This is a genomic window from Okeania sp. SIO2B9 (assembly GCF_010672505.1).
GTDB classification, from domain to species: Bacteria; Cyanobacteriota; Cyanobacteriia; order Cyanobacteriales; family Microcoleaceae; genus Okeania; species Okeania hirsuta.
Genome location: NZ_JAAHGK010000965.1, coordinates 1 through 3,005, shown reverse-complemented (window position 1 = coordinate 3,005; position 3,005 = coordinate 1). Strand labels below are relative to the sequence as shown.

The 3,005-nt window shown below is 32.9% G+C and carries 4 protein-coding genes; 3 read left to right on the top strand and 1 reads right to left on the bottom strand.

The features are described from left to right. The gene (locus F6K13_RS26060; RefSeq protein WP_124147380.1) at positions 1-282 is read right to left on the bottom strand and encodes a helix-turn-helix domain-containing protein; all 282 of its coding nucleotides are present in this window, start codon (positions 280-282) and stop codon (positions 1-3) included. Positions 283-329: 47 nt separating this feature from the next. Here F6K13_RS26060 and F6K13_RS26055 point away from each other — a divergent pair, with 47 nt between their 5' ends. From F6K13_RS26055 to F6K13_RS26045, 3 genes are read left to right on the top strand one after another with little or no spacing between them, the layout of a single operon-like run. Next, positions 330-521, top strand: coding sequence for a hypothetical protein (locus F6K13_RS26055; RefSeq protein ID WP_124147379.1), 192 nt, complete (start codon positions 330-332; stop codon positions 519-521). A gap of 58 nt (positions 522-579) precedes the next feature. After that, on the top strand, positions 580-1,743 hold the full coding sequence (locus F6K13_RS26050; RefSeq protein ID WP_124147378.1) for a DUF262 domain-containing protein: 1,164 nt from the start codon (positions 580-582) through the stop codon (positions 1,741-1,743). Positions 1,744-1,749: 6 nt separating this feature from the next. Beyond that, positions 1,750-2,817, top strand: coding sequence for an MAE_28990/MAE_18760 family HEPN-like nuclease (locus F6K13_RS26045; protein WP_124147377.1), 1,068 nt, complete (start codon positions 1,750-1,752; stop codon positions 2,815-2,817). The last annotated feature ends 188 nt before the right edge of the window (positions 2,818-3,005 follow it).

The window sequence follows — 3,005 nt, the reverse complement described above, 5'->3', positions numbered from 1 at the left end:
TCAAACACGGTGTAAAGTAATTTCTATATCAAGTTGTTTGAGAAAATCAAGTAGTTTCCCTTCACTAAACTTTTGAAATTCTCCGTTCATCAAATGAGATACTTCTTGTGGAGAAATACCCAGAATTTCACTAATTTCATTCTGTTTAAGATGACGTTTGTTGAAAAAACGTATTACCTGAATACCTATTTTTCCTCGTGTAAAAAGTTCGTCTGCATCGTCCAAACCAATATCGGCAAATACATTACCACTACTTTCTTCAAAAATTTGCTCTTGTATCATTTTTGTTTCTCCGCTAAATTAATAAGAAATAATCACCAAAAAAAACTATGACTGCTCACACGGATTATGGCACGGATGTACGGATTAAGAGTCCAGTAGGATACCTGAGCATTAACAATAAGCAAGATGAGAAAAGATGGGCAGAAAATTTTGCTAATTCTCAAGACCAACTCGCCCAACTTGCCTCAGAAGCGATCGCTGAGTTTAAAGAAGGTAAAACTAAACCTTTAAACTTTTGACCATAATAAAAAAATTCTTATACAATCATAAATTAGAGTTCAAATTTAAGGAAAAAAAATGTCACTATTACCAATTGAACAAAAGATGTGGCAAGAAAAAGCTACAACAAAAACCAAAAATGGGAAATATGCAACTGATATTGTTGCTAAATATCATTCGAGAGAAAAAAGAATACTTACTGAAATTAATCGGGAAAAACTTCCGAGTTTTGCAGAAGCATTAAAGAAACCTGGATATATGGATTTACGACCATTTTATCAAAGAAGAAGCCGTTGGGATAAACAAAAGCAATCCCGTTTAATTGAGTCATTTCTGATTAATATACCTGTACCTCCAATTATTCTTTATGAACAAAGTTATAATTCCTATGAAGTTATAGATGGTCAACAGAGAATTACGGCTATTAGAGATTTTTATGACAATCAATTAAAGTTAACTGGACTAGAATTTTGGTCAGAATTAAACGGACTTACTTATCAAGAACTTGATTCAATAATTCAGAGAGGAATAGACCGTCGTTCCATATCAACTATTACAATTGTTACAGAATCAACAGCCGATCCTGAAGAAGCAATGTTGTTAAAACAGCTTGCTTTTGAACGTATCAATACAGGGGGAGTAGATTTAAGTAAACAGGAAGTAAGACATTGTTTGTATCATGGAAAATTTGATGAGCTATTACTTGAATTATCGCGTAATCCTATATTTGCTGAAGCTTGGGGAATACCTAAAGAAAATGATAGCCCCGACTTGGAAACAAATAATCTCTACAAAAAAATGGAAGATGCTGAATTAGTGCTACGTTTTTTTGCTCTGAGAAATAAGGATTATTTCCGCGGTCAAATGGAAGATTTTCTAGACTTTTATATGATAAAAAGTACCCAATTCTCCGATAAAGATATTGAATTGCTAAGAGAGATTTTTTTAGAAACTATCGAGTTAGCTAATCAACTCTACGAAGAAACTTTATTTAAACCTTTTGGCGCAAAGAAGCAAGTATCTTATAAAGCTTATTATGATGCTGTAATGGTTGGCTTGAGTCAACATTTATCACACGCCGAACTATTAATTTCCAAAAAATCTAGGGTTATAGAGGAAACAAAGAAATTATTTGAAAAAGATAAATCGCGCCTTTTCACAGGTGGTGGAAAAACCAAAGCCGATATTCAAAAAAGAATGGAACTCTTTAACAATATGCTTTTACGAGTGATTGGAGAATAATTGAGAATGTTTGATAATCTCCTAGAAATTGTCAATGTAAATATTGACAGTATTAGTGCAATGATTCAGACCAATGATAGATTGAGAAAAATAGCAAAAAAAGGAATTGTACAGACACAAAAACTAAAAGATTATCCAGAAATTATTGAATTAGAAGAGTTAGTAAAAGGAGTTCCAAATGATAAGGAGTGGGAATTATACGAACATTGTGCAGTAGTAACTCGTTTGTATGCGATCTATGAAAATTTTGTAGAATATTTAATATCAACTTGGCTAAAGTATCTTCAAAACATAGTCGAAAATTATTTAGAATTAGATGATACAATTCGGAATACTCATCGAGAAGGTGTGGGGCGCATACTGCTAGAATTCAAAAAAGATAGGTTTAAATATCTTTCTGAAAATCAGGTAATTAGAGGTCTATTCTATGGCACAACGAATCAGAATAAAAATTATCAGTTATTGCCAGAAGCTTTTCTTTTGCATGACCAGAATTTACGGAAAGATATATTAGAAAAATTCTTTGCAGATGCAGGAATAGCTGGTACTTGGAAATGGGTAATAAATTACAGAAAAGTCAAACACTTTGTAGAAGAGATTCGAGGAAATCAGAACACTGCTGAAGGAGAACTTAATCAATTAATTTCCTATAGAAATGAAGCAGCTCATGGAGTTGTTGATGAGATTCTAGGCACTCAAGAATTACTAGATTTAGGTGACTTTATTAAAGCTTTGTGTCAAGCTTTAGCAGAATTAGTAACTTATCAGATAATTCAAGAGCAAACTTCTACAGGTAAAGCCAAAGAAATTGGTGAAATTACAGAATGGTTTAAAAAGCCAAAGGCAGCAGTAGCAAGAATTAATAATAGTAGCTTGTCTATAGGAACAAATGTTTTTTTAGTCAGTGAAACATCTTCATATTGTCGCTTGGCTACAATTGAGAGTCTTAAAATTAATGATATTTCCCAAGAAAGTATAGAAATAACCATTGAAGCTGAAGTTGGTTTAAAATTTGATATTGATGCTAAAAAAGGATTGAAAATTTATATAATAGTTGAAGATTCAGTAGAATAAAACCTATGAAAAATGCTCTTGATATAGCAGTGTTAAAAAAAATAGTAGGGTTACGCTGACGCTAACCCACCGAAACATTATAGATTTGGCGGTGCGTTACACTTTCCTGCGGAATGCTGCGCAAACGTTAACACACCCTACGAGATTACTGGTTTCTTTGACATCCTCCCGACGCTGCTCTGCGAGAC